Source organism: Jannaschia marina (assembly GCF_013404595.1).
In the GTDB taxonomy this organism is placed as follows: domain Bacteria; phylum Pseudomonadota; class Alphaproteobacteria; order Rhodobacterales; family Rhodobacteraceae; genus Jannaschia; species Jannaschia marina.
On record NZ_JABVAX010000001.1, the window covers coordinates 103,731 to 128,366 of the forward strand.

General features: G+C 68.8%; 28 protein-coding genes and 1 tRNA gene. 16 read left to right on the forward strand and 13 right to left on the reverse strand.

Annotated elements, in window-relative coordinates:
- The first annotated feature begins 38 nt into the window (after positions 1-38).
- The 4 genes from HSX43_RS00535 to HSX43_RS00550 are packed head-to-tail and all read left to right on the forward strand — an operon-like array spanning position 39 to position 4,413.
- Positions 39-788, forward strand: coding sequence for an SDR family oxidoreductase (locus tag HSX43_RS00535; RefSeq protein ID WP_179378136.1), 750 nt, complete (start codon positions 39-41; stop codon positions 786-788).
- Entirely contained in the window at positions 785-1,393 is a 609-nt protein-coding gene (locus tag HSX43_RS00540) for an enoyl-CoA hydratase/isomerase family protein (protein WP_179378137.1), read from the forward strand. Before HSX43_RS00535 ends, HSX43_RS00540 begins: the two co-directional genes overlap by 4 nt.
- A 58-nt stretch (positions 1,394-1,451) precedes the next feature.
- A complete protein-coding gene (locus HSX43_RS00545) occupies positions 1,452-3,479 on the forward strand; it encodes an NADPH-dependent 2,4-dienoyl-CoA reductase (protein WP_179378138.1) in 2,028 nt (675 codons plus the stop codon).
- 58 nt (positions 3,480-3,537) lie between these two features.
- The gene (locus HSX43_RS00550) at positions 3,538-4,413 is read left to right on the forward strand and encodes an MBL fold metallo-hydrolase (protein ID WP_179378139.1); all 876 of its coding nucleotides are present in this window, start codon (positions 3,538-3,540) and stop codon (positions 4,411-4,413) included.
- 1 nt (position 4,414) lies between these two features.
- Here the strand turns inward: HSX43_RS00550 and HSX43_RS00555 are convergent, their stop codons facing one another.
- Complete coding sequence (locus HSX43_RS00555) at positions 4,415-4,735, reverse strand: HNH endonuclease family protein (protein ID WP_179378140.1); 321 nt, start codon at positions 4,733-4,735, stop codon at positions 4,415-4,417.
- Here HSX43_RS00555 and HSX43_RS00560 point away from each other — a divergent pair.
- Complete coding sequence (locus HSX43_RS00560; RefSeq protein ID WP_235962432.1) at positions 4,734-5,900, forward strand: TIGR03862 family flavoprotein; 1,167 nt, start codon at positions 4,734-4,736, stop codon at positions 5,898-5,900. The two genes, HSX43_RS00555 and HSX43_RS00560, sit on opposite strands and share 2 nt — an antisense overlap.
- On the opposite strand, the gene HSX43_RS00565 is transcribed toward HSX43_RS00560, so the two are convergent.
- From HSX43_RS00565 to HSX43_RS00580, 4 genes are all read right to left on the reverse strand, one after another.
- The gene (locus tag HSX43_RS00565; RefSeq protein WP_179378141.1) at positions 5,891-6,634 is read right to left on the reverse strand and encodes a hydroxypyruvate isomerase family protein; all 744 of its coding nucleotides are present in this window, start codon (positions 6,632-6,634) and stop codon (positions 5,891-5,893) included. The genes HSX43_RS00560 and HSX43_RS00565 overlap by 10 nt on opposite strands.
- Positions 6,631-7,281 (reverse strand): 3-oxo-tetronate 4-phosphate decarboxylase, encoded by a 651-nt coding sequence (gene otnC / locus HSX43_RS00570; protein WP_179378142.1) that lies wholly within the window; start codon positions 7,279-7,281, stop codon positions 6,631-6,633. The genes HSX43_RS00565 and otnC overlap by 4 nt, the downstream gene beginning before the upstream one ends.
- Positions 7,278-7,865 (reverse strand): glutathione S-transferase family protein, encoded by a 588-nt coding sequence (locus tag HSX43_RS00575; RefSeq protein ID WP_179378143.1) that lies wholly within the window; start codon positions 7,863-7,865, stop codon positions 7,278-7,280. Before HSX43_RS00575 ends, otnC begins: the two co-directional genes overlap by 4 nt.
- A gap of 91 nt (positions 7,866-7,956) precedes the next feature.
- On the reverse strand, positions 7,957-8,559 hold the full coding sequence (locus HSX43_RS00580) for a glutathione S-transferase family protein (RefSeq protein WP_179378144.1): 603 nt from the start codon (positions 8,557-8,559) through the stop codon (positions 7,957-7,959).
- Between the two features lie 63 nt (positions 8,560-8,622).
- Between HSX43_RS00580 and HSX43_RS00585 the strand changes: the two genes are divergently transcribed.
- Positions 8,623-9,126 carry a helix-turn-helix transcriptional regulator gene (locus tag HSX43_RS00585; protein WP_407929351.1) on the forward strand — a complete coding sequence of 168 codons (504 nt, stop codon included), beginning with the start codon at positions 8,623-8,625 and terminating at the stop codon, positions 9,124-9,126.
- A gap of 9 nt (positions 9,127-9,135) precedes the next feature.
- Entirely contained in the window at positions 9,136-9,315 is a 180-nt protein-coding gene (locus HSX43_RS19995; protein ID WP_407929354.1) for a hypothetical protein, read from the forward strand.
- A 20-nt stretch (positions 9,316-9,335) separates the two neighbouring features.
- On the opposite strand, the gene holA is transcribed toward HSX43_RS19995, so the two are convergent.
- The 4 genes from holA to HSX43_RS00605 all read right to left on the reverse strand — a co-directional run bounded on the left by holA (position 9,336) and on the right by HSX43_RS00605 (position 13,955).
- Positions 9,336-10,319, reverse strand: a complete 984-nt coding sequence (gene holA / locus HSX43_RS00590) for a DNA polymerase III subunit delta (protein ID WP_179378145.1) — start codon at positions 10,317-10,319, stop codon at positions 9,336-9,338.
- Complete coding sequence (gene lptE, locus HSX43_RS00595; RefSeq protein ID WP_179378146.1) at positions 10,316-10,816, reverse strand: LPS assembly lipoprotein LptE; 501 nt, start codon at positions 10,814-10,816, stop codon at positions 10,316-10,318. Before lptE ends, holA begins: the two co-directional genes overlap by 4 nt.
- Positions 10,803-13,358, reverse strand: coding sequence for a leucine--tRNA ligase (leuS, locus tag HSX43_RS00600; protein ID WP_179378147.1), 2,556 nt, complete (start codon positions 13,356-13,358; stop codon positions 10,803-10,805). Before leuS ends, lptE begins: the two co-directional genes overlap by 14 nt.
- Positions 13,359-13,442: 84 nt before the next feature.
- Positions 13,443-13,955 (reverse strand): DUF3576 domain-containing protein, encoded by a 513-nt coding sequence (locus HSX43_RS00605; protein ID WP_179378148.1) that lies wholly within the window; start codon positions 13,953-13,955, stop codon positions 13,443-13,445.
- Between the two features lie 280 nt (positions 13,956-14,235).
- Here HSX43_RS00605 and HSX43_RS00610 point away from each other — a divergent pair, with 280 nt between their 5' ends.
- The gene (locus HSX43_RS00610; RefSeq protein ID WP_179378149.1) at positions 14,236-15,318 is read left to right on the forward strand and encodes a porin; all 1,083 of its coding nucleotides are present in this window, start codon (positions 14,236-14,238) and stop codon (positions 15,316-15,318) included.
- Between the two features lie 92 nt (positions 15,319-15,410).
- A complete protein-coding gene (locus tag HSX43_RS00615) occupies positions 15,411-16,064 on the forward strand; it encodes a YggS family pyridoxal phosphate-dependent enzyme (RefSeq protein WP_179378150.1) in 654 nt (217 codons plus the stop codon).
- Here the strand turns inward: HSX43_RS00615 and HSX43_RS00620 are convergent.
- The gene (locus HSX43_RS00620) at positions 16,061-16,564 is read right to left on the reverse strand and encodes a L,D-transpeptidase family protein (RefSeq protein WP_179378151.1); all 504 of its coding nucleotides are present in this window, start codon (positions 16,562-16,564) and stop codon (positions 16,061-16,063) included. The two genes, HSX43_RS00615 and HSX43_RS00620, sit on opposite strands and share 4 nt — an antisense overlap.
- Before the next feature lie 32 nt (positions 16,565-16,596).
- Positions 16,597-17,637: a GTP cyclohydrolase II gene (ribA, locus tag HSX43_RS00625; RefSeq protein ID WP_179378152.1), complete on the reverse strand. Its 1,041-nt coding sequence runs from the start codon at positions 17,635-17,637 to the stop codon at positions 16,597-16,599.
- A 166-nt stretch (positions 17,638-17,803) separates the two neighbouring features.
- Here ribA and HSX43_RS00630 point away from each other — a divergent pair, with 166 nt between their 5' ends.
- On the forward strand, positions 17,804-18,490 hold the full coding sequence (locus tag HSX43_RS00630) for a response regulator transcription factor (RefSeq protein ID WP_179378153.1): 687 nt from the start codon (positions 17,804-17,806) through the stop codon (positions 18,488-18,490).
- Positions 18,491-18,653: 163 nt separating this feature from the next.
- On the opposite strand, the gene HSX43_RS00635 is transcribed toward HSX43_RS00630, so the two are convergent.
- Positions 18,654-19,904, reverse strand: a complete 1,251-nt coding sequence (locus HSX43_RS00635; protein WP_179378154.1) for an MFS transporter — start codon at positions 19,902-19,904, stop codon at positions 18,654-18,656.
- A gap of 50 nt (positions 19,905-19,954) precedes the next feature.
- On the opposite strand from HSX43_RS00635, the gene HSX43_RS00640 reads away from it, so the two are divergent.
- From HSX43_RS00640 to HSX43_RS00665, 6 genes are all read left to right on the forward strand, one after another.
- The gene (locus HSX43_RS00640; protein WP_179378155.1) at positions 19,955-20,614 is read left to right on the forward strand and encodes a DUF2461 domain-containing protein; all 660 of its coding nucleotides are present in this window, start codon (positions 19,955-19,957) and stop codon (positions 20,612-20,614) included.
- Positions 20,611-21,822 carry an MFS transporter gene (locus HSX43_RS00645; RefSeq protein WP_235962433.1) on the forward strand — a complete coding sequence of 404 codons (1,212 nt, stop codon included), beginning with the start codon at positions 20,611-20,613 and terminating at the stop codon, positions 21,820-21,822. The genes HSX43_RS00640 and HSX43_RS00645 overlap by 4 nt, the downstream gene beginning before the upstream one ends.
- 118 nt (positions 21,823-21,940) lie before the next feature.
- Positions 21,941-22,729, forward strand: a complete 789-nt coding sequence (locus tag HSX43_RS00650; protein WP_179378156.1) for an exodeoxyribonuclease III — start codon at positions 21,941-21,943, stop codon at positions 22,727-22,729.
- Between the two features lie 58 nt (positions 22,730-22,787).
- Positions 22,788-23,702, forward strand: a complete 915-nt coding sequence (locus HSX43_RS00655; protein ID WP_179378157.1) for a tetratricopeptide repeat protein — start codon at positions 22,788-22,790, stop codon at positions 23,700-23,702.
- 27 nt (positions 23,703-23,729) lie between these two features.
- The gene (locus tag HSX43_RS00660; protein ID WP_179378158.1) at positions 23,730-24,374 is read left to right on the forward strand and encodes an LON peptidase substrate-binding domain-containing protein; all 645 of its coding nucleotides are present in this window, start codon (positions 23,730-23,732) and stop codon (positions 24,372-24,374) included.
- Positions 24,371-24,562 (forward strand): Trm112 family protein, encoded by a 192-nt coding sequence (locus tag HSX43_RS00665; RefSeq protein WP_179378159.1) that lies wholly within the window; start codon positions 24,371-24,373, stop codon positions 24,560-24,562. Before HSX43_RS00660 ends, HSX43_RS00665 begins: the two co-directional genes overlap by 4 nt.
- On the opposite strand, the gene HSX43_RS00670 is transcribed toward HSX43_RS00665, so the two are convergent.
- Positions 24,563-24,635, reverse strand: a tRNA-Thr gene (locus HSX43_RS00670).
- Position 24,636 lies beyond the last annotated feature (1 nt).

The window sequence follows — 24,636 nt, forward strand, 5'->3', positions numbered from 1 at the left end:
AACCGGACCCCGCACCGGGGGTCAACTGGGGGAAAACCATGCCTCACCTCGATGGAAAGACCGTTTTCGTTACCGGCGCCTCCCGCGGCATCGGAGCCGCCACCGCGCGCGCCTGCGCCGCGGCGGGGGCGCGGGTCGCGCTCGTCTCGCGGTCCACCGGCGCGATCGCCGACCTCGCGGGCGAGATCGGTGAGGCGGCGCTGGCCATTCCCTGCGACGTCGCTAACTGGCAAGAGATGGCCCGCGCGGTGGACGCCACGGTCGACACCTTCGGTGGTCTCGATGTGGTCATCAACAACGCCGGCGTGATCGAACCCATCGGCCCGTTGGGCGAGACGGACCCGTCGGGCTGGGCCGGGGTGATCGACGTGAACGTCAAGGGCGTCTACCACGGGATGCGCGCGGCGTTGCCGATCATGGCCGCCCGGGGGGCGGGGACGCTCATCACCATAAGTTCGGGCGCGGCGCACCGGGCGCTTGCGGGCTGGTCGGCCTATTGCACCTCGAAGGCCGCGGCCAAGATGCTGACCGAGGCGGCCCATGCCGAATACGGCGAGACGCTGCGCGTCATGGGCCTGTCGCCCGGCACGGTCGCCACGCAGATGCAGCGGGACATCAAGGCGTCGGGCGTCGGCCCCGTCGCAGAGCTCGACTGGGAGGATCATATCCCGCCCGAATGGGTGGGCCGCGCGCTCGTCTGGATGTGCGGCCCGGAGGCGGACGATCTTCTGGGCACCGAGGTTTCGCTGCGCGACGAGGGCATCCGGTCGCGGGTCGGCCTCGCATGATCCGCACCGTGACCGAGGGCGACACCGTCACCCTGACGATCGACCGGACGGACAAGGCGAATAGCCTGACCGCCGCTATGCTCTCGGATCTCGCCGACGGCGTGCGCGCCGCGGTCGACGCGCGCCTTCTGATCCTGACGGGGACCGGGCCGCGTGTGTTCAGCGCCGGGGCCGACCTCGACGAAGCGCCGCGCGGCCTTGCCGTCTCGCCGCTCTGGGAGGAGCTGTCGGGGGCCATCGCCGCCTGTCCCGGCCTGACCGTCGCCGCGCTCAACGGCACGCTGGCCGGCGGGGCCTTCGGCATGGCGCTCGCCTGCGATATCCGGCTGTGCGTACCGGGCGCGTCCTTCTTCTACCCGGTGGCGAAGCTCGGCTTCCTGCCGCAGCCGTCCGACCCCCTGCGCCTGACGCGCCTGATCGGGCCGGCGCGGGCGAAGCTCGTTCTCGCCGGCGGGGTACGCCTCGACGCGGAGGAGGCGCTGCGCTTCGGACTGATCGACCGGATCGTGGACGACCCGCTTGCCGCCGCCCGTGACCTCGCCCCCGGCAGCTGCGACCACATCGCCGCCATCAAGGCCATGATCCCCGACGTGCCGCGACGTTGACCTTGCCCCGGGTTACGTCATCTAGGACGGTCGCGGCAAACGCTCTGGAGGACGCGCCATGACCGACTATCCGACACTGCTGTCGCCGCTCGACCTGGGCCACATGACGCTGAAGAACCGCGTCATCATGGGCTCCATGCACACCAACCTCGAAGAGACGAAGGATTGGAACCGCGTCGCCGAGTTCTATGCCGAGCGCGCGCGCGGCGGTGTGGCGCTCATGGTGACGGGCGGCATGGCCCCGAGCCGTGAGGGCGGGGTGTTTCCGGGGGCCGCCGGGCTCTTTACCGAAGAGGACATCGCGAACCACCGTATCGTCACCGACCGGGTGCACGATGCGGGCGGGCTGATCGCGATGCAGATCCTGCATGCAGGCCGTTACGCCTACGGACCCGAATGCGTCAGCGCGAGCGCGATCAAGTCGCCGATCTCGCCCTTCCCGCCGAAGGAGTTGGACGAGGAAGGGATCGAGAAGCAGATACAAGACTTCGTCACCGCAACCCTGCGCGCCCGCGAGGCGGGCTACGATGGCGTCGAGATCATGGGGTCCGAGGGATACTTCCTCAATCAGTTCCTCGTCACCCACACGAACAAGCGCACCGACCGCTGGGGCGGCAGCTACGAGAACCGAATGCGCCTGCCCGTCGAGGTCGTGCGCCGCTGCCGGGAGGCCGCGGGGCCGGACTTCACGATCATCTATCGGCTCAGCATGATCGACCTCATCCCGGATGGCTCCACGCACGAAGAGGTCGTGCAGCTGGCCCAGGCGATCGAGGCCGCCGGGGCCACGATCATCAATACCGGCATCGGCTGGCACGAGGCCCGCATCCCGACCATCGCCACCAGCGTGCCCCGCGCGGCCTTCGCCTGGGTAACCAAGAAGCTGATGGGCAAGGTCTCCATCCCGCTCATCACCTCCAACCGGATCAACACGCCCGAGGTGGCCGAGGAGGTGCTGGCCACCGGCTGCGCCGACCTCGTGTCGATGGCGCGGCCCTTCCTGGCCGACAGCCACTTCGTCGCCAAGGCCGCCGCGGGCAAGGCCGACACCATCGCGCCCTGCATCGCCTGCAACCAGGCCTGCCTCGATCACACGTTCCAGGGCAAGATCAGCTCCTGCCTCGTGAACCCGCGCGCCTGTCACGAGACCGAACTGGTGCTGACCCCGACCGAGACGCCGAAGACCATCGCCGTCATCGGGGCCGGCCCTGCGGGGCTTTCGACTGCGATCACCGCTGCCGAGCGCGGCCATCGCGTGACGCTCTTCGACCGGGCGTCCGAGATCGGCGGGCAGCTCAACATGGCGAAGGTCGTCCCCGGCAAGGAGGAATTCGTCGGCTTCGTCGAGTGGTTCGGCCGCATGGTCGAGACCGCGGGCGTCGAGACCCGCCTCGACACCGAGGTCACGGCCGAGATGCTCGACGGCTTCGACGAGGTGGTCGTCGCCACCGGCGTCACACCGCGCGACCCCGGGATCGAGGGGCAGGACGACCCGAAGGTGCTGAGCTACATCGACGTTCTGCGCGGCAAGGCTGAGGTGGGTGCGAAAGTCGCGGTCGTGGGTGCGGGCGGCATCGGGTTCGATGTCTCGGACTACCTCGTTCACGACGGCCATTCCGCGACCGAGAACCTACCCGAGTGGATGACCGACTGGGGTGTCACCGACCCGGCCGACCATCGCGGCGGTCTCGCCCCCGAAGGCCCTCGGCCCTCGGGCCCGGCGCGTCAGGTGACGCTCCTGCAGCGCAAGGCGGAGGCCCCGGGCAAGCGGCTCGGCAAGACGACCGGCTGGATCCACCGCATGGGCCTTCGGATGAAGGACGTGAAGATGGTGGGCGGCGTCAACTACGAGCGCGTCACCGAGGACGGGCTGATGGTCAGCACCGGTGAAGCCCGCGAGAACCCGCAGGTGGTCGAGGCCGACACCATCGTTCTCTGCGCGGGCCAGCTGCCGGAGCGCAGCCTTGCGGATGCGCTCGAAGCGAAGGGGATCGCTTGCCACGTGATCGGCGGAGCCGACGTGGCCGCGGAACTCGACGCCAAGCGCGCGATAGACCAGGGCACCCGCCTCGCCGCGACCCTCTGACGCGCCGGCTTTGACGACGGCGCGGATCGTGGCAGACTTCCCCCGAGGAGGACGCGCCATGATCCGGCCCGAGGTCACCAGCTTCTTCGACGAAGCCACCAACGCCGTCTGCCACATCGTCCGCGATCCGGGCTCCATGGCCTGCGCGGTGATCGACTCGATCCTCGACTTCGACATGGCCTCCGGCACCATTTCCCAGACGTCGGCCGACGCGGTGCTTGCAGAGGTGGCGCGGCAGGGGCTGACGGTGGAGTGGGTGCTCGAATCCCATGTCCATGCCGATCACCTCTCGGCCATGCCCTACATCGCCGAACGGGCGGGCGCGAAGATGGGGATCGGGAGCCGCATCGACGAGGTGCAGCGCGTGTTCGGCAAGGTCTTCAACGCCGGCACCGATTTCCAGATGGACGGCAGCCAGTTCGACGCGCTCTTCGAGGATGGCGACACCTTCGCGATCGGCGGGATGACGGCGCGGGTGATCCACACGCCGGGCCACACGCCCGCCTGCATCACCTATGTCGTGGGCGATGCGGCCTTCGTCGGCGATACGCTCTTCATGCCCGACTTCGGCACCGCGCGGTGCGACTTTCCGGGTGGTTCGGCCGAGGTGCTCTACGAGAGCATCCAGAAGGTGTTGGCCCTGCCCGACGAGACCCGCCTGTTCCTGTGCCACGACTACAAGGCTCCGGGCCGCGACGAGTTCCGCTGGGAGACGACGGTGGCCGAGGAGAAGGCGGCGAACGTGCACGTGGGCGGCGGCAAGACGCGGGACGAGTTCGTGGCTTTCCGCACCGAGCGGGACGCGAAACTCGGGATGCCCAAGCTCATCCTGCCCTCGATCCAGGTGAACATGCGCGCGGGCCGGATGCCCCCGCCCGAGGACGACGGCGAGACCTACCTCAAGATCCCGCTCGGCCGGATGTCGGGCCTCTGACCTAGCGCCGCTTCCAGCCGCGCCGCGCGCCGGGCGTCTTCGAGTGAAACTCGGGCGGCCGCTTGCGCACCCATTTCACGAATTTCTCCAACCTCGGATGCCGGCGCAGCGCTTCGGGCGTGTTCCAGACCCGCGCCAGTTCCGCCTCCGAGGCACTCGCGTGGATTTCGTTGTGGCAGATCTGGTGCAGCAGAACGGTCGGCCCGCCCTTGCCCCCGCGCAGCTTCGGGACGAGGTGGTGCAGGCTCTGGGGCGTGCCCGGCAGGATCGGTCGCGCGCAGAGCGCACAGAGGGGGTGGTCGGGCGAGGCGGCGTCTGACATGCCCGGAAGGATGGAGCGGAACGCGGGCAAGACAAACGTGGCGGTGATCGGGGCCGGGCCGGCCGGCCTGATGGCGGCCGAGGCGGCGGCGCGGGCGGGGGCGCTCGTGCGGATCTTCGACCGGATGCCGAGCCCCGCGCGCAAGTTCCTGATGGCCGGCAAGTCCGGGCTCAACATCACCCATGTCGAGGCCGGAACGCGCACGCCCTACGGCTGCCCGCCGCTCATGCCCATGGTCGATGCCTTCGGGCCCGAGGCGATCCGGGACTGGATGGCGGACCTTGGGCAGGCGTCCTTCACCGGCTCCACGGGCCGGATCTTTCCGAAAGCGATGAAGGCGTCGCCGCTCCTGCGCGCCTGGCTTTCAAGGCTCGACGGTCTGGGTGTGACGCTCGACCGGCGGGCGGAGTGGACGGGCTGGTCGGAGGACGCGCTGACCTTCGCGGACGGCACCCGCGTGACGCAGGATGCCACCGTCCTCGCCCTTGGCGGCGCGTCGTGGCGGCGGCTCGGGTCGGACGGGGGCTGGACGGCGCGGATGCCCGAGCACGTGACGCCCTTCGCCTCGGCAAATGTCGGCTTCGTCGTCGACTGGTCCGATCACATGACCCGCCATTTCGGTGCGCCGGTCAAGAACACCGGTCTGATCGTTGGTGGCATCACGCACAGAGGCGAGTTCACCCTCTCTGCGCGGGGTCTCGAAGGGGGCGGGATATATCCGCTCACGCCGCAGCTGCGGAACGGGGCTGCGCTCGCGCTCGATCTGAAGCCCGACCTGACCGAGGCCGAGGTGCGCGCGCGTCTCGCCCGCCGCGGCAAGGCCAGCCTGTCGACGCACCTGCGCAAGGCGCCGCGTCTGAGCGCCGTGCAGATCGCTCTGCTGCAGGAGTTCGCGCGCCCCCTGCCGGATGACCTCGCGCCCATTCTCAAGCACCTGCCCGTTCCTCTCCGCGGCCCGCGCCCGATGGACGAGGCGATCAGCACGGCGGGAGGGCTGCGGTGGGACGCGGTGGACGATACGCTCATGCTGCGCGACCGGCCGGGAACCTTCGCGGCGGGCGAGATGCTGGATTGGGAGGCCCCGACGGGCGGCTATCTGCTGACGGCCTGCCTCGCCACCGGACGCTGGGCCGGCCGCCACGCCGCCGCCTGGGCTCAGCGGTAGCGATCCATCCAGCCAAGGGTCGCCTCGGTCGCGCCCCCGGGCTTGTATTCCGCCCCGAGCGGCAGGTCCCAGCCCATCCCCTCGATCACACCGAAGACGTGTTCGTAAGACAGCTCGCCAACGTCGGGCCGGCCCCGGTCGGGTACCCCGGCGAACTGGATGTGCCCAATTACCTCGGCGCAGGCGGCAAGCTGCCGCGTCAGGTCGCCGCCCATGATCTGCAGGTGGTAACAGTCGAACATCAGCTTGCAGGTCTCGCGTCCGACCGCGCCGATGATCTCCCGCGCCTGTGCTGAGGTCTGCAGGAAGTAGCCGAGCGCGTCGTGGCGGTTGAGCGGCTCGATCAGCATCGTCAGGTCCGGGGCGGCGTCGCAGGCATAGCGCAGGTTGGCGATGAAGGTCGCGCGCGCCCCCTCGCCTTCGGCAAAGCCCGCCATGACATGCACGGCCTCGGCCTCGATCTCCCGCGCGTAGGCGATGGCCTGATCGATGGCCACCCGCGCCCGGGCTTCGTCGCCCGGCAGCGCCGAAAGGCCGTTGCCGCCGCCCTTGATGGTGTTCACGCCGAGCGCGGGCAGCCCGGTCTCCTCGAGGGCCGCGCGCACCTCCTCGGCCGGGGTCTCATAGGGCCAGTGGAACTCCACCGCGTCGAAGCCGGCGTCGGCGGCGGCGTGGATCGCCTCGGGTAGCGACAGCTCCGTCCAGAGGAAGCCGAGGTTCGCGGAAAACTTCATGCCTCCCACTCCAGGTCGAACGTCGACACGAGGTTTCCGACCTCCGCACCCGTCAGGCCGCGCGGGCCGAGCCCCCGCGTCATCAACGTCAGCTGCGCCGTTGCCTCCAGCTCCTCGATCGCGTTGCAGGCCGCCTCGACGTCGCGGCCGGCCACGACCGGCCCATGGTTCGCCAGCATGACCGCCGAGCGTTTGCCGGCGAGCCCGCGCACCGCGTCGCCCATGGCCGGGTCGCCCGGCATGAAGTACGGCAAGAGCGTCACGCGGCCGAGCTGCATGACCGAATAGGGCGTGAGCGGTGGCAGGAAGTCGTCGTTCGGTTCCTGCAGCAGCGAGAGCGCGACCGAGTGGCAGGAGTGCAGATGCACCACGGCCCCCGCGGTGCTGCGCGTATCGTAAAACGCTGAATGCAGAGGCATTTCCTTCGTGGGTTGGTCTCCGGCCACATGGGTTCCTGCGGCATCGAAGCGGGCGAGGCGGGCGGGGTCGAGGCGGCCGAAGCTGGTGCCGGTGGGGCTGACGAGGAGACCACCGTCGGGGGTGCGGGCCGAGATGTTTCCGGTCGACCCATGGGTCAGGCCTCGGTCGTAGAGCGAGCGGGCGAGCGTGCAGAGTTGCTCGCGCAGGCGGTTCTCCTCGCGACTCATCCCTGTGCCGCCGCGCGGCGGAAGGCCGGGCGCGCACGCATCCGGTTCATGTGGTCGCGCACGCGCCCGTCGACATCGAACTTGCGCGCGAGCGCCCAGCCGCAGCAATGCGCCAAGAGGATGTCGGGCACCGTCGGATCCTCGCCCAGAACGTAGGGGCCGTCGCCCAGAAGATCACCCATCACTTTGGAGTACCGGGAGAATTGCCACATGAGCGAGGGCTTCACCGCCTCGACCCGATGCTCCTCGGGCAGCACGAAGGAATGCTTGCCGTAGGCCCAGAGCACGGCGTCGAAGGTCTCGTTGATGGTGTTGGTGAACCCGTCCTGGCGGGCGCGGTCGAAGCTGCCGGCGGGGTGGGTGAAGCCCTGATGGCGGTCCGCGAGATAGGTCATCTGCGCGACGGAATCGAAGATCGCGCCCTCCTCCGTCTCCAGCACCGGAACCTTGCCGAGGGGCGAGACGGCGAGTGCTTCGGGCGAGCGGGGGTCGGCGGGATGGAGGCTGTAGGGCAGCTCCAGTTCTTCGAGGAGCCAGAGCGTCCGCATCGTCCGCGTCTTCGGATTTCCGTGGAGTTTGTACATTTTGTACGGAGTCCCAGATCGTCATTGTTCATTTTGTACCGAGCACCTTGGTGGATTTTGCGACGCCAGACCACCCCCGGGAGGCCGTCCGTCAGAGCAGCGCGCGCTCCCGGTCGGTCACCGACCGGACGGCGGGCCGGGCCGCGCATCGTTCGACCCAGGCGCGAACGACCGGCACGTCGGGGAGCGTGTCGGGCATCCATTGAAACGGGCTCGACAGGAGGAGGTCGACGGCGGAGTACTCCGTTCCGAGGAGATAGGGTTGACCGTCCAGGGCTTCGGCGAGGCGCGTCAGGACGGCGTCGAGATCGCGAAAGGTCTCCCGCAGCGCGGGGTGATCCAGACCGGCCCAGCTGTGCACGAGCACCGGCTCCATCACACCCTGATAGTAGAAGAGCCAGCCGAGAAAGGCCCCCCGCTGCGGGTCGCCGACCGGACGGCCGAGCCCGGCGTCGGCGAACATGTCGGTCAGGACGGTAACGATCGCCCCGCGCTCGCGCACGTGGTCATCGCCGATTGTCAGATAGGGCACCTTCTTCTCGGGGTGTGGGTTGCGCGGGTCGGGGGCCCCGCTGCCGTCCCGGCGTCGAATGTCGACGGTGACGATGTCGACACGGTCGGCGATGTCCATCTCCTCGATCAGCGCGACGATCGTGGAGGAGCGGGAGTTCGGGCTGTGATAGAGGGTCGGCATGGTCTGTTCTTCGGTTGGTTCGCACCTCGCCATAACGCCGGTATGCTGACATATTCCGTCAGCATGGCCCGCCCCGATCGTCTGATGCGCCTGATGGATGCGCTGCGCCGGCTGCCCGCGCCGGTGACGGCCGCACGGCTGGCCGAGGAGACGGACGTGTCGCGACGGCAGCTCTATCGCGACATCGCCACCCTGCGCGCGGGCGGGGCGCTGATCGACGGGGAGGCGGGCGTCGGCTACCGGCTGACCGAGGATCCGGCCCTGCCGCCGCAGAGCTTCTCGCGATTGGAGATCGAGGCACTGGTCTTGGCCGTCGGCGAGCTCGGCCGCACGGGCGATGCGGCGCTGGAGCGGGCGGGGCGCGGGGCGCTGGCCCGGATCATCGCGACGCTTCCCGACCGGCAGGCGCGGCAGGCGATGCACACCGTCCTGCGCAGTTTCCGCCCCGAGGCGCCGTTGCCGGTGACGACCGACATGTCTCTGCTGCGCCGCGCCTGCTGGGACGAACTCGCCCTCGATATCCGCTACCGCGACCGAACGGGTCAGGTGACGGAGCGCGAGGTCTAGCCGCTCGGGATCAGCTATTCCGACCGCACGCTCATGGTGCTGGCCTGGTGCTGCCTGCGGCAGGACTGGCGGCACTTTCACGCGGCGGGGATCGAGGCCGCCGGGCTCAACGGACGCAGTTTCCGGCCGCGGCGGGTGGGGCTCCTGCGGGAGTACATGTCGATGCGAAGGATGTCCGGGACGGGTTAGGGCTGGCCGATGCGCCGGGATCAGCCCTTCCGGGCCATCATCGCCAGCCGGATCAGCGCGCGCTCCATCACCGCCATCGCCGGGGCGCGGGAGGCGGAGCGCAGCGTCAGGTCGGTGTCCATCAGGAGCGCGAGCGCGCCTTCGGTGCGGGCGGTGCCCCAGGCGCGCGCCTGACGTTGCAAAGCGTCGCGGTTCGGCCCCCAGGCCTGACCGGTGCCGAGGGCGAGACCGAGAAGCTGCTGGAAGTGCCGGGTGGCGAAGATGACCAGCGTGACGGGGGCGATCCCCTGCCCGGCGAGGCGCTGCATGAGCGGCCCGATCCGCTCGGCCCGGCCATCGGCAGCGGCGAGGATCACCTCGTCCATGTCGGCGTCGACGGTGGCGGGGGCCATGGCCGTGACGATCGCGGGCGTCACCTCCTCGCCGTTCGCGTAGAGCGCGATCTTGGTGATCGTCTGGCGCAGGTCACCCGGGTCCAGCGCCTGCGCGAGCGCGTCGAGGTCGCGCCGGGCCTCGCCCGTGAGCGAGAGCGCCTCGCTGGCGAGGAGCGCGTCGATCTCCTCGCGGCCCATCGGGTCGTCGTAGAGGCCGACCGCGCCGGCCTTGGGATGCGCCTCGAACGCTTTGCGCAATTTGGAGGTTTTCTTGAGCGCGCCCGCCGTGACGACGAGGGCGGCGTCGCCTTCGGCCCAATCCTGCAGGGCATTCAGGATCGGCGCGGCCTGCAGCTCGGTCGCGCTGTCGACGAAGACGACGCGGGGGCCGGGGAACATGCCGACGGCCTTGAGCGCGTCGAGCACGGCGGTCGGGTCCGACTTGGCCTCGGCCCCGGTCATCCGCGTGAGGCGCATGTCCTGCTCGGCGTCGGGGCCGGCGTAATTGGCGATGAACTCCTGCCGCTTGAGCGCGACGCGCATCGCGTCGGAGCCGTAGACGAGCACGCCGGCGGTGCCCGCGTCGGGTTTGGCGAAGAACTTCGTCGCTGCCGCGCCGCGCAGGTTCATGGTCTGAGCGTGTCCGCCTCGGACAGGAGCCGCGTGACGACGCGGTCGGCGAGGATGCGCGCGAGGCGTCGCTCGGCGTCGCGCTCGGATTCGAGGGTGGAGACGGTGGAGCCGGTGGCGGCGTAGGTCGTGAAGCTCGTCTCGCTGCCCGAAAGCTGCACGACGGTCGAGCCCGCGGCCGTCAGCGTCCAGTCGAGGCTGCCCTCGATGTTGAACCGGGTGATGTTGTTGGAGCCGTCGATGGCCAGTGCCTTCTCGGTGGTGACGATGGTGTAGTCGAGCTCCCACCGGGGAGTCGCGGCGCGGCCCAGCCGCTCCTCGAACTGCCGCACGAAGGCGAAGGCGATCTCGGTGTCGGGGCCTGCGGGGCGGATCGTGGCGCGCAGGGCCTCGCCCCCGCCGTCGGGGCCGAAGACCGGGGTGAAGCCGCAGCCCGCAAGCCCCGCCCCGAGAAGGAGCGCGAGCGCGGCGCGGCGGGGGGGCTCAGGCGACGACATTGACGATCCGCCCGGGCACGACGATCAGCTTTTTCGGGGCCGCTCCGTCGAGGATCCGCTGCACCGCATCGTCGGCCAGGACCATGGCCTCGATCTCGGGCTTCGGCATGTCCTTCGGCACGGTGATCTCGGACCGCCGCTTGCCGTTGACCTGCACCGGCAGGGTGACGCTGTCGTCCTGGAGGAGCGCGGGGTCGGCCTTGGGCCAGGGCGCGCGGGCGACGAAACCCTCGCCGCCCATCAGCGCCCAGATCTCCTCGGCGAGGTGGGGCGTCATCGGGGCCATGAGTTGTGCCAGCGTGCGCATGGCGTCGCGCCGCGCATCGGCCCCGGCGTCCGATTTGTGGAGCGTGGCCGTGAACTCATAGAGCTTGGCGACGGACTTGTTGAAGGCGAAGCCCTCGATCCCCTCGGTCACCTCGTGGATGGCGCGGGCTGCGGCCTTCGCCAGATCGGCATCGGCCGCGTTCGGCGCGCGGTCGGCGCGGGCGATGTCGGTGGCGAGGCGGTGCACGCGGCGCAGGTGCTTGTGCGTGGCCTCGGCCCCGGCGGCCGTCCACTCGACGTCGCGCTCGGGCGGGCTGTCCGAGAGGACGAACCAGCGGGCCGTGTCGGCCCCGTAGCTCGCGATGATGTCCATCGGGTCGACGACGTTCTTCTTGGACTTGGACATCTTGGCCGAGGGGATGATCTCGAAGGTCTCGCCAGTGGCCTTGACCGTCTTCGTGTCGAGGTCGACCTCCTCGGGCAGGTGATAGACCGGGCGACCCTTGGCGTCGCGGGTCTGGTAGATCGCGTGCGTGACCATCCCCTGCGTGAAGAGCGCGTTGAACGGCTCCTCCGTGCCCTGCGGCAGGTGGCCTGTCCGGCCCATCGCGCGGGCGAAGAACCGGCTGTAGAGGAGATGCAGGATCGCGTGTTCGACACCGCCGATATACTGGTCCACGTTCATCCAGTAGTCGGCCTCGTCGTGGTCGGTCGGCGTTTCGGCGCGCGGGGCGGTGAAGCGGGCGAAGTACCAGGAGCTGTCGACGAAGGTGTCCATCGTGTCGGTCTCGCGCCGGGCGGGCTTGCCGCAGGCCGGGCAGGCCACGTCGCGCCAGGTCGGGTGGCGGTCGAGCGGGTTGCCGGGCACGTCGAAGGTGACGTCGTCGGGCAGGCGGACCGGCAGGTTCTCCTTCCTCTCGGGCACGACACCGCAATCGTCGCAATGCACGACGGGGATCGGGCAGCCCCAGTAGCGCTGGCGCGACAGGCCCCAGTCGCGCAGGCGGTACTGCACCCGGCCCGTGCCGATGCCCTCGGCCTCGGCCCAGTCGATGGTGGCGTCGATGGCATGCTGACCGGTGGCGACGTCGAGGTCGAGCGGATGGTTCAGCCAGCGCACCGCTTCGGTCTTCGGCGGCACGAAGGCCACGTCCCCGACGGGGTGGCCGTCGCTCACGGCGACGAAGGTATCGGTGACCGGCAGGTCGTACTTGCGCGCGAAATCGAGGTCGCGCTGATCGTGGGCCGGACAGCCGAAGATAGCCCCCGTGCCGTAATCCATCAGCACGAAATTGGCGACCCAGACGGGGAGCGTACCACCGAGCGGATTGTCGACGGTCAGGCCCGTGTCGAAGCCGCGTTTCTCGGCCTTCTCAAGGGCTTCTTCGGTCGTTCCGCCCTTGCGGACATCCACCGCGAAGGCGGCGAGATCGGGGTCATCGGCGGCCAGCGCCCTGGCCAGCGGATGCTCCGGTGCGATGGCGATGAAGCTCGCCCCGCGCAGGGTATCGGGGCGGGTGGTGTAGACTTCGATCCCGTCGGTCCCGTGGGTCGGCGCGCTGAGCGGGAAGGTCATCTGCAGACCGCGCGACCGCCCGATCCAGTTCTCCTGCATCAGGCGCACCTTGTCGGGCCATTTGTCGAGCGTCTCGAGCCCGGCCAGCAGGTCTTCGGCCATGTCGGAGATGGCGAAGGCCCATTGCGTCAGCTCCTTGCGCTCCACCTCCGCGCCGGAGCGCCAGCCCTTGCCGTCGATCACCTGCTCGTTGGCGAGCACGGTCATGTCGACCGGATCCCAGTTGACGATCGCCGGCTTGCGATAGACGAGGCCCGCTTCCAGCATGTCGAGGAACAGCGCCTGCTGCTGGCCGTAGTATTCCGGATCGCAGGTCGCGAACTCGCGGCTCCAGTCGATCGAGAGGCCGAGCGGTTTCATCTGCCCGCGCATCACGGCGATGTTGTCGTAGGTCCAGTCCTTCGGATGGCCGCCAAAGGCCATGGCCGCGTTCTCGGCCGGCATCCCGAAGGCGTCCCAGCCCATCGGATGCAAGACGTTGAACCCGCAGGACGATTTGTAGCGCGCGATGACGTCGCCCATGGTATAATTGCGCACATGGCCGATGTGGATGCGCCCAGACGGATAGGGGAACATCTCCAGCACGTAGTACTTCGGGGCCTCGGAACGGTCCGCGCGGAAAAGCTCCGCCTCGTCCCAGGCGGCCTGCCATTTGGCCTCGATCGCGGTGGTGTCGTATGCAGCGGGGGCGTCGGTCATCGGGGGTCCTTCGGGTCCGCCCCGGTCGGCCCACAGGTGCCGGAGCGTCTTAACGTATCGGTCGGCGGGGCACGGCGGCCCCCGTCAAAGGCCGCTGTCGCGGACGCGCAGCTGCCGCGCGCGGGTGAGGATCGCGTCCTCGATGGCGCGCTGGGTCTCGCGGCTGACCGCCCCGCCCCGGGTGCGCAGCGCCACGTTGAGGCTGCGCGCGTCGAGTGCCGGATCCTGGATGAGGACGGTCGCCTGATAGGCGCGGCCGCCGCCCGGAGGCGTGCCGTAACCGAACTGGATCACACCCGAGAAGGGGTCGGCGTTCTGCACGGGCAGGAAGCTCAAAACGTCGAGCGACGCCGCCCAGAGATAGCGGTTCACCTCCAGCGTGACGTTCGGGTCGTCGGCATTGGAGAAGAGATCGAAGAGCGAGGATTGGCGCGAGTTGGCCCTCTGCGCGCGCGCGATCGTGCGGGGGTTCTCCTGCGCGGCGATCCGTTCGTCGCGGGTCTGGCCGAAGAGCGTACCGTCACCGCCCCCGCAGCCCGCCACGAAGGCCACCGCGGCCAGTGCGGTGATCCCGCGCACCATCGTCTTGCTGCCCATCTCGCGTCCCCTGCGTGCCTTGTTCGCGTGCCTGAGCCCTCCTAACCCATTCGCGGGCGCGCGAACAAGGTGCCGCGGGGCATACGGGTCACACCGCCCGGCAGAGTGAGGCACGATCGGGGCAGCCGTGGCAGCACTGTGGCACGAAAGCACCATGGATCAGGCGAAAACCGGGGCGTCTCGCGGGGCTTTCTTGCGGGGGAGGCATCGATAGTTGAAACGACAACCACGCCCAACGCGATTCCCGTGGTGGGGACGATCTGAAACACGAGGGAAAACTATGAAAAACGTTCTCTTCGCCTCGACCGCCCTGGTCGCCTTCGCCGGCGCCGCGCAGGCCGAGATCACGCTCACCGGCTTCGCCGAAATGGGTATCTTCGACGCCGAGCGTCTGGGCGACGGCACCGGCACGCCGGGCACCGTGAGCGCGGGCCAGGGCGTCAGCGACGATGGCGGCACCAGCTTCTTCACCGACATCGACGTGACCTTCACCATGTCGGGCGAGACCGACGGTGGCCTGACCTTCGGTGCGACGGTCGACCTCGACGAGTCGAACGACAACGACGCGTTCTCCGCGAGCAGCCAGGGTGGCGAAACCATCTTCCTGTCGGGTGCCTTCGGCACGCTGACCATGGGTGACACCGACGGTGCGCTCGACTGGGCCCTGACCGAGGTTGCCTTCAACTCCGGTTCGCTCAACGACGACGAGACGATCCACGCCGGTTACAACGGCAACTCGGGTCTCGACGGTCTGTTCGACGGTCAGGTCCTGCGCTACGACTACTCCTTCGGCGACTTCGGCGTGGCCCTCTCGGCCGAACTCGACGACGACAATGGCGATGGAAACGACGACGTCCTCGGCATCGGTTTCAAGTACGACCTCGACCTCGGTGGCACCACGGTCGGCCTCGGCCTCGGTTACCAGGCTGCCGAAGTGGATGACGTCGACGTCGACGCGCTCGGCTTCTCGGCCAACGCGACCTTCGGCGGCGGCTTCTCGGCCGGTCTCTCCTACGTGACCTACGAGAACCACATTCCGAACGCGATCGCCGACGGTGACTTCACCGCTGCTTTCGACGGTGGTGACGGTGGTCGGATCGTGACCGACGGCGAGGACACCGATCACATCGGCGTCGGCATCGGCTACACCTCGGGTGCCATCTCGGCCAGCCTGAACTACGGTCAGTACGACATCGAAGATGTGGGTGATGTGGAAGGCTTCGGCCTGACGGTCGGCTATGACCTCGGCGGCGGTGCCATCGTCCAGTTCGGCTACGGCCGCTCGGACTACAGCGACGTCGACGATTTCGCTGGCGACGATACCCTCGACACCGTTTCGCTCGGTGTTCGTATGAACTTCTGATCCGACCGGATCGAATTTCGAGGAAAGAGCGGGCCTTGTGCCCGCTCTTTTCTTTTGGGCAGATGGGGCGCGCAGCCAGCCCGGAGGCCGACATGTCCCTGCCCGAGATCACCGCCCGTATCGACGCCGCCTGCGACCGCGCCGGCCGCTCACCGGCCGAGGTCGCGCTCATCGCCGTCTCCAAGGTGCAGCCCGATGCACGGGTGGAGGCCGTGCTCGACGCCGGCCACCGCGTCTTCGGCGAGAACCGCGTTCAGGAAGCGCAGGGCAAGTGGCCCGCCTGGAAAGAGCGCTACGACGGCGTGGAACTGCATCTGCTCGGACCCCTGCAGTCGAACAAGGCGCGCCCCGCGATGGAGCTCTTCGACGCGATCCACTCGGTCGACCGGCTGAAGCTGGCCCGCCGCATGGCCGACATGGCGCAGGAGCTTGGGCGTTGTCCCGACCTCTTCCTGCAGATCAATACCGGGGAGGAGGGCCAGAAGGCCGGCGTCGCCCCGGCGGAGGCGGATGACTTCATCCACGAGGTCCGTGCGCTCGACCTGCCGGTGAAGGGCCTGATGTGCATCCCTCCCGTCGAGGAGACACCGTCGCTCCATTTCGCACTCCTGGCCAAGATCGCTGCGCGCAACGGGCTGTCGGGCCTGTCGATGGGCATGTCCGCCGATTTCGAAGAGGCCATCGCCCTTGGCGCGACGCACGTGCGCGTGGGCTCGGCCATCTTCGGGGAGCGCGTGACCGGTTAGGCGCGCACGATGAGCCGCGTCTCGTATGTGATGCGACGCGCGATCCAGCGCAGGTCGGCGGGATCGAAGGCGACGCACCCCTCGGTCGGATAGCCCGGTCGTCGCCAGCGGTGCAGGAAGATCGCCGAGCCGCGCCCGGACTCGGCCCGGGGCCAGTTCCAGTCGGTCAGGATGACGAGGTCATAGAGCGGGTCGGGCCGCCGCAGCGCCTCGTGCGAGGCCGTGAAGGGCGCGCGGACCATGAGGTTGTAGTCTTCGTGGCGCGGGTCGTCGCACCAGAGGTCGCCCGGCCCGATCGGCAGCGCCCAGTCGGTCGGTCGTGCCATGCGATCGGGGCGATAGAGCATTCCGACGATCCCGTGTGCCCCGGCGGGCGTGCCGCCGTCGCCTTCCCGCTTGTCCGCCACGATCCCGCCGCGCCCGATGGTGCAGGGCAGGCACCGCCCGAGGAAGCGCAGGCCCGTGGGTGTCAGAACGAGGTCCGTCTTCTTCGCTTCCACAACTACTCCCGCCGGAGGCCCGGACGGCGCTCCTATTCAAGGTGGCCCGATTTCGCGCGCTTCACGTCCAGGTAGGCCGCGTTCTCTGGGCCACGCCCGACGTGAAGCGGCACGCGCTCCGCCACGTCGATCCCCTGGCCGCGCATCATCGCGAGTTTGCGCGGATTGTTCGTCATCAGCCGGATCGAGCCCACGCCCATGCGCCGCAGCAATCCCGCGCCGAGGCGAAAGTCGCGCTCATCGTCCTCGAAGCCGAGGCGGTGATTGGCCTCGACGGTGTCGAAGCCCTGATCCTGCAGGTCGTAGGCGCGCATTTTGTTGGCAAGTCCGATGCCGCGCCCTTCCTGGTTGAGATAGAGCAGCACGCCGCCCCCGGCCGCCGACATCGCCTGCATCGCCGCATGGAGCTGAGGGCCGCAATCGCATTTGAGCGAACCGAGGACGTCACCGGTGAAGCAGGCGGAATGCAGCCGGGTCAGAACCGGGCGGGCGCGATCGACGAAGCCGATCTCGATCGCGTAGTGTTCCTCGGTGCCCTCGCGGAAGACCTGCACGCGGCTTTGCCGTTCCACGGCGAGGGGCACGCGGGCGGCCGAGATCGGCGCGAGAAGCGCGTAGCTGCCCCGAGGCGGTGCATCGGGCACGACGGTCAGCCCGGCAGGGGCATCGGCCAGCGTGCCCACGACGGCCGGCAGCAGATGCGCCGATTTCGCCAGCGTCACGCCCCGCCGCCAGGGCGCGCAGTCGCCGCCGCGCAGCGTATCCATCGGCCCCTTCATCGGCGCGCGCAGATCGTCGGCAGGGTCGGCGACCGCCCGCAGCCAGTCGCAGCCGACGTCCGCCGGCACGACGATGCGCGCGACATCGCCGTCATAGGCGCGGACCTTGAGCGTCTCGGCGCGGCGGCCCGAGATCGTCAGCACGAGCGGGCCCAAGGCGCGCAGGGCGACCAGCCGCTCGGGCGAGAGCGTCTCGACCGAGGCCAGCACCGCACCGCCGATCGCGACCGGCAGGCCGATGCGCAGGTCGGCGCAGGCCCGCAGCTGCAACTCGGAGGCGGTGGGAGAGAGCATCGCGCGTGAGATCCTGTAACATTTTGCCCGGAGCGGGGCTCTGAACCCTGCACATATGAAACAATTGCCGTCTTGGCGACACGTCGGCGTGAGCAATCACGCACAGACTTTCCAGAAACCGCGTCTCTTGGCACCAATACCACGACACATGAAAGGGGAGGCTCCGATGGCCAATCTCAAGAAAATCCTGCTCGTGGACGACGACGACGATCTGCGCGATGCCCTGGCCGAGCAACTGGTGATGACCGAGGATTTCGACGTCTTCGAAGCCGATTCCGGCGCGACCGGCATGAGCCGCGCGAAGGAACAGCTCTATGACCTGATCGTCCTCGACGTGGGCCTGCCCGATACCGACGGGCGCGAGCTCTGCCGCCTGATGCGCAAGCAGGGGGTGAAATGCCCGGTCGTCATGCTGACGGGTCACGACACGGATGCGGACACGATCCTCGGGCTCGACGCGGGGGCGAACGACTACATCCCGAAGCCCTTCAAGTTCCCGGTTCTTCTGGCCCGGATCCGGGCGCAGCTTCGCACGCACGAGCAGTCGGAGGACGCCGTCTTCACGCTCGGGCCCTACACCTTCAAGCCGGCGATGAAGCAGCTTCTGACGGAGGACGACAAGAAGATCCGTCTGACCGAGAAGGAGACGAACATCCTGAAGTTCCTCTACCGCGCGGGCGACGGCACGGTGGCGCGCGATGTGCTCCTGCACGAGGTCTGGGGCTATAACGCGGGCGTCACGACGCACACGCTGGAGACACACATCTACCGCCTGCGGCAGAAGATCGAACCCGATCCCTCTAACGCGCGTCTGCTCGTGACCGAGAGCGGCGGATATCGGCTGATGGCATGACGTCGGAGTGACTCGGGCGACACAGCCTCCGCTCATTCCGCGGCATGTGAAAAATTAACCTTAGGTAAACGTTTTCACCGTAGTAAGGTGATAGTGTACCGGCGCATCAGCGGATTTCTGATGCAACCTCCCTGTTGGACTCGGCCGGACCCTCGGGTTCGGCCTATTTTTTGTCCGACGCCGGCAGATGGATCGTGAAGGCTCCGATGACACCGGCGATCGCCAGCACGCTGGCCGCGGACCAATAGGGCAGGCGCAGCGCCGCCTCGCGCCCCACCGACGGCTCGGCCCAGGCCACGAGAAGGCCACCGGCGAGCGCGCCGAGCGGCATCATCCCCCAACCGAAGAAGCGGTAGACGGAATTGACCCGACCGAGCAGGGGATCGGGGATCGCGCGTTGCCGGAAGCTGACGGTCACGACGTTCCAGAGCATCGCGCCGAGCGACTCGACAAACAGCGCGGCCCCCACCACCACGGGCGAGTCGGTTGCCGCGATCAGCGCGTAGCAACCCGAGAAGAGCACGAAGGCGAGCCAGAGGCTCGGCGTGCCGCCGATGCGGCGGGCGACGGCAGGTGCCAGGAGCCCTCCGATCACGCCGCCGACCGCGCCGCAGGTCAGCAGGAGGCCATGGCCCACCGCGCCGAGGCCCAGCACGTCCTGCGAGAAGAGCACGAGCATGGTGAGCGCGGCCATGGCGCAGGCGTTGATGACCCCGAGGATGATGGCCAGCCGCCAGATGACGACGTGCCGCCAGATCCAGGCGACACCCTCCATCAGTTCCACGCGGAAGCTGCGCCGCACGGGGGCGGCGCGCGCGGGTATCACCATCATCCAGACGAAGCCCGCGGCCAGCGCGAAGGTCAGCGCGTCGAAGCCGAAGGGCACCGGCAGGGCCAGTGCGATGAGGACACCCGCGAGCGGCGGGCCCACGAACTCGCCCATGATGCGCTCGACCGACCACATCTGGCCGTTCGCCGTCTCGAGGTCGGCGGGCTTCACCACTGCCGGCAGCACGGTCTGCGCCGCGTTGTCGCGCAAGACCTCCGCGCTCCCGAGGAGGAAGGCCACGGCACAGAGCCCCGCGATGGCAAGACCCGGCGCGGCCACCGGCGGCAGCGCGGCGAGAACCATGGCCACCACGCCTAGCGTCACCACCATGCGGAAGAGATCCGCCCGCACCATCAGGCGGCGGCGGTCGATCCGGTCGGTCCAGACCCCGGCTGGCAAGCTGAACAGGAGCCACGGCAGGTAGCCCGCGACCGCCGTGAGCGAGATCAGGAACGGATCGCGGGTGATGAGCGTGGCGAGCCAGGGGAAGGCCAGCTTCGACACCCCGTCGCCGAGGTTGGAGACGCCCGAGGCCCCCATGAGCCAGCGATAGTTCGCGTTTCTGCGGATCAGGTACAGCGACATGGGCGACCTCCTGCGCTAGCCTTCGAGTCACGCCAGCGGAAAGGCAAGCGATGTCGGACGGTTTTACGGAAATGGTCGAACGGGCGCAGGCCTTCTACGGCCAGCTTGCCCGCAACAACACCAAGGATTGGTTCGAGGCCCGGAAGGACGACTGGAAACGCGACATCGAGGGGCCGGCGAAGCTTCTCAACACGATCATGGCCGAGGAGGTGAGCCGGATCACCGGCGATGCGCATACGGGCAAGGTCTTCCGCATCTACCGCGACGTGCGCTTTTCGAAGGACAAGACACCCTACAAGACCCATCTCGGCATGACGTGGGAGTCGGGCGACAAGGACGCGCTCGCGCCCGTCTTCTACTTCGGGGTGGAACCCGACACGACCGTGGTGGCCTGCGGCATGGTTGGCTTCCAGGGGGAGACGCTGCGCCGCTGGCGCGCCATGGTCGATACCTGGGGCGATCGCCTCGTCGAGGTGATGGCGGAGACGGGCGCTGACGTCGCGCATTTCGGGCCCGAACCGCTCAAGCGCGTGCCGAAACCCTATGACCCGGAGCATCCGCACGGCGATCTCCTCCGCCGCAAGGCGCTCGTGCTGAGCCATTCGCTTCCCGCCGGCTGGCGCGAGACGGGCGACGGTCTCGTCGCGGCCCTGACCGACCGGATCGAGACGTTCGCGCCCTTCCGGCGCTTCCTGGTGGAGCGGCTTTGAGACGGAACGTCGCCCTCTATCCCTGGTACAAGTTCTTCGGCGGTCTGATCTTCTGGCAGGCCGTCTGGTTCCTCTACCTGCAGGCGGAGCTCTCAGCGGCCGAGGCGATCCTGCTCTACGCGATCTACGACGTCGCGACGACGGTGCTCGAGGTTCCGTCGGGCTGGCTCTCGGACAACTGGGGGCGGCGGCGGACGCTCATGGTGGCGGCAGTCGCGGGCCTTGCCACGGCGTCGATGCAGGCGGTGGGCGGGCCGTTCTGGTGGTTCGCGCTGGCGCAGGTGCTGCTTGCTGTGCAGGCGGCCTTCGTGTCGGGCACGGACACGTCGCTTCTCTACGAGTCGCTCACCGCCGAGGGGCGAGAGGCGGAGGTCGAGCGGCAGGAACTCATAGGCTGGCGTGCGGGCTTCGCCGCCCTCGCACTCTCGGCCCTGCTGGGCGGGGCGCTCGCCCGGTTCGACCTGACTTGGTCCTATTGGGCCAGCGCCGTGGCCTTCGGGGCGCTCCTTGCCGTGACGCTGATGTTCCGCGAACCGGCGAAGGCCGCGACGGATCCGACCGGTCCACCGCGCCTGACGCTCCTGCGCGAGGCGGTGCATCAGCCGGTGCTGCTCTGGCTCTCGTCGCTCGCCGTCGTGATGTACGCCTTCAGCCACGTTCCCTTCGTCTTCGGCCAGCCTTTCATCGAGCGGGCGCTCGCCGGCACCGGCCTCGCCGATGAGACGCCGCTCGTCAGCGGGGCGATCACCGCGGCGATGATGACGGTCTCGCTCGCCGTCTCGCTCGTCGCGCCGCGCCTGCGGGCGGCGGTCGGACTGACGGCGATGCTGCTCGGGGCCTTCGCGTTGCAACTGGCGCTGCCCGGGGCGCTCGCTATCGCGACGGGGCCGCTTGCCGTGCTCCTCCTGCTCAGCCGGATGGTGCCGGACGCGCTCGCGCGGCCTTTCCTCATCGCGCGGATCCAGCCGCTCCTCGCCGACGGAACGCGCGCGACGTACCTGTCGCTGCAAAGCCTCCTCGGGCGGCTCTTCTTCGCGGCCACGCTCTGGGTCGCGGCCTCCTCGACGACGGACGTGGGGCAGATGCCCGAAGCGGATGTGCGACTGGTCATGGGCATCTATGCGCTCGGCGGGCTCCTGATCCTGCTTGTGCTCGCCGCCCTCTCCCGGTGCCTGCCCATCGACGGGCCGCCGTCTTCCGCTGGCTGAAAATACGCCGGGGAGCGCGAGGGGATGGCCCCTCGCCGGATAGCCTTCGAGCGCGAAGGGCTGGCCCCGTGCTTCGCCGCCTGTCAGAAAGTCCGGACCCAACCCCCGGAGCCTTCCCATGTCCTTTACGCTCGCCACCTGGAACATCAACTCGGTCCGCCTGCGCGAGGCGCTGGTCCTGCGGTTCCTCGAGGAGGAGGCCCCGGACGTACTCTGCCTGCAGGAGTGCAAGTCGCCGGTCGAGAAGATCCCGACCGAAGGCTTCGCGGCGCTCGGCTACCGTCACATGGTCGCGCGCGGGCAGAAGGGCTACAACGGCGTCGCCATCCTGTCGAAGCTGCCGATGGAGGAGGCGGGAGCCGTCGATCACGCGGGTCTCGGTCACGCGCGCCACATCGCAGGTCGGCTCGAAAACGGGGTGATCATCCACAATTTCTACGTCCCCGCCGGCGGCGACACGCCCGACCGGGCCGTGAACGAGAAGTTCGGGCAGAAGCTCGACTACCTCGCCGACATGCGCGATGCCTTCCATGCCGAGGCCCCGACGAAGTCGATCCTTGTGGGCGACCTGAACATCGCCCCGCGCGAGGACGACGTCTGGGATCACAAGAAGCTCCTCAAGGTCGTCAGCCACACGCCTGTCGAGGTGGAGGCGCTCGGCGCGGCGCAGGAGGCGGGCGGATGGGTCGACGTGACGCGCAAGGACATCCCGGAGGGCAATCTCTATTCCTGGTGGTCCTATCGCTCGCCCGACTGGGACGCAGCCGACAAGGGCCGTCGGCTCGACCATGTCTGGGCCACGCCCGACATTGCGAACGCCGCCCACGGCTCGCGCGTGCTGCGCCATGTGCGCGGCTGGGAGAAGCCTTCGGACCACGCGCCGGTGCTCGCCACCTTCGACCTCTGAAGGGTTGGAAACCGCGGGCCCCGCGCGCATATAGCGTGCCAACAGAGGAGTCCGCCCGATGATCGAACTTGGCCAGCCGCAGACCGACGCCCCGACCGACCTCGTGAAGGACGTGAACGAGATGGATTTCATGGCCGAGGTCGTCGAGGTCTCGATGACGACGCCGGTGATCGTGGACTTCTGGGCCCCCTGGTGCGGCCCCTGCAAGACGCTCGGGCCGCAGCTCGAACAGGCCGTCGTCGCGCAGAAGGGCGCGGTGCGCATGGCCAAGGTGGACGTGGACCGCAACCAGCAGATCGCCGCGCAGCTTCAGATCCAGTCGATCCCGACGGTCTATGCCTTCTTCGAGGGCAAGCCGGTCGACGGCTTCCAGGGCGCGATCAGCCAGAACGAGGTGACCGAGTTCGTCAACCGCGTCGCCGCGCTCGGCGGCTGGGGCGAGGACGCCGGTCTGGCCGAGGCCGTCGCCGCCGCCGAGGAGATGCTCGAGGCCGGAGAGGCCGTGGATGCGGCGCAGACCTTCGCCGCCGTTCTGGGCGAGGAGCCGGAGAACGCGGCGGCCTATGGCGGCCTCATCCGCGCGCATCTGGCACTCGGCGAGACGGACCAGGCGGCGGCCCTGATCGACGGCGCGCCCGAGGCGATCGCCGCGAGCCCCGAGATCGAGGCGGCACGCGCGCAGCTGGCGCTCGCCCGGCAGGCGGCGGATGCGGGCCCCGTGGCCGAGCTGACCGCCGCGGTCGAGGCGAACCCGGACGATCATCAGGCGCGCTACGACCTCGCCGCGGCGCTTCAGGCGAACGGCCAGACCGAGGACGCGGTCGAGCATCTGCTCGAGTTGTTCCGCCGCGACCGGGAGTGGAACGACGGCGCGGCCCGTGCGCAGCTCTTCACGATCTTCGACGCGCTCAAGCCCACCGATCCGGTTGTGCTTAAAGGTCGCCGCAAACTCTCCTCGATGATCTTTGCCTGACGGCCCCGTCGCCCTAGGTCGCCTTGCATGTTTCGAGCGAACGACCTTCCGCCGACGATCCCTGTCTTCCCGCTGCCCGGGGCGCTGATGCTGCCGCGGGCGCGGCTGCCGCTGCACATCTTCGAGCCGCGCTACCTGCAGATGATCGACGATACGCTGAAGACCGAGCACCGGTTGATCGGCATGGTCCAGCCCCGCGCGCAGAAGACGGGCGACGGGCGGGCGTTGCAGTCGATCGGCTGCGCGGGCCGGCTGACCCAGCTGTCGGAGACGGAGGACGGCCGCTACATGGTCACGCTCTCTGGCATCTCGCGCTATCGGATTACGCGGGAGATCACCGGGTTTCAGCCCTACCTGCAGGCCGATGTCGACTGGGCCGGCTTCGACCGCGACCTCGGCAAGCCCGAAGTCGACAAGGCGTTCGACCGCCCGGCCTTCCTCGACCTGCTGCACCGCTACTTCGAGGCGCAGTCGCTCTCGACCGACTGGGACAGCCTGAAGGACGCGGAGGAGGAATTGCTCATCAATTCGCTCTCCATGCTCTGCCCGTTCGAGCCGGAGGAGAAACAGGCCCTTCTCGAAGCGCCCAGCCTCGCCACCCGGCGCGAGACGGTCGTGACACTCATGGAATTCGCCTTGCGCGGCGGTGAAGGCGAGAGCGTGCTGCAATGAGTGACGGCGAGGGCAAGATGCACCACGACCGCAAGATGCTCGAGGCGCTCGTCTGTCCGCAGACGAACGGGCCGCTCAGCTACGATGCCGAGGCGCAGGAGCTCGTGTCGAAGTCGGCGCGGCTGGCGTATCCGATCCGGGGGGGCATCCCGATCATGCTGGTCGACGAGGCGCGCAAGCTGGATTGAGCGCGGGGGTGGGGATCGAACCCACGTCCAATCGGATGACGAGCCGACCGCTCTGCCGCTGAGCTACCCCGCGT